This is a genomic window from Microbacterium sp. ZW T5_45, assembly GCF_044987415.1.
In the GTDB taxonomy this organism is placed as follows: domain Bacteria; phylum Actinomycetota; class Actinomycetes; order Actinomycetales; family Microbacteriaceae; genus Microbacterium.
In genome coordinates this window covers 1-522 of record NZ_JBJDRJ010000096.1, presented here as the reverse complement: position 1 = coordinate 522, position 522 = coordinate 1, and the positions used below count along the sequence as shown (strand labels likewise).

Sequence of the window (522 nt, the reverse complement as noted above, 5' to 3'; positions counted from 1 at the left end):
AGGAAAATCAGCAGGCCGATGGCGCCCAGCGCGATGGCAATGCCGGTCAACCGGCTCACCAGCGTTTCTTCCCCGCCCGTCGGCGCCAGAATGGCGACCACAGCCAAAAGCGGCACGATGGCGAGGTCTTCGAGCAACAGGATGGAGACCATGCGCTGCCCGCTATCGCTCGACAGCTCGCCCCGCTCGCCCAGAATCTGCATGACGATGGCGGTCGAAGTCAGCACGAAACCCATGCCGAAGACGAAGGCCACGGCAGGCGCGAAGCCAAGCAGAATGCCCACCCCGGTCAGCAGCAGCCCGCAAACCGCCACCTGGATGACGCCGAGCCCAAGTATCTGCTTACGCAGCGACCACAGTCGCGATGGCTCCATTTCGAGCCCGATGATGAACAGGAACATCACCACGCCCAATTCGGCCAGATGCAGCACCGACGCCGGATCGTTGATGACTTCGAGACCCGATGGCCCCAGCAGCAGCCCCGCCGCCAGATAGCCCAGCACCGAGACCACGAGACTAAGG

The 522-nt window shown here is 63.6% G+C and carries 1 protein-coding gene; it reads right to left on the bottom strand.

Features of this window, described 5'->3' with window-relative positions; translation table 11 throughout:
• On the bottom strand, positions 1–503 hold a 503-nt coding region (locus ACI3KS_RS19665; protein WP_404920225.1), incomplete at its 3' end, for a cation:proton antiporter.
• Between the last annotated feature and the right edge of the window lie 19 nt (positions 504–522).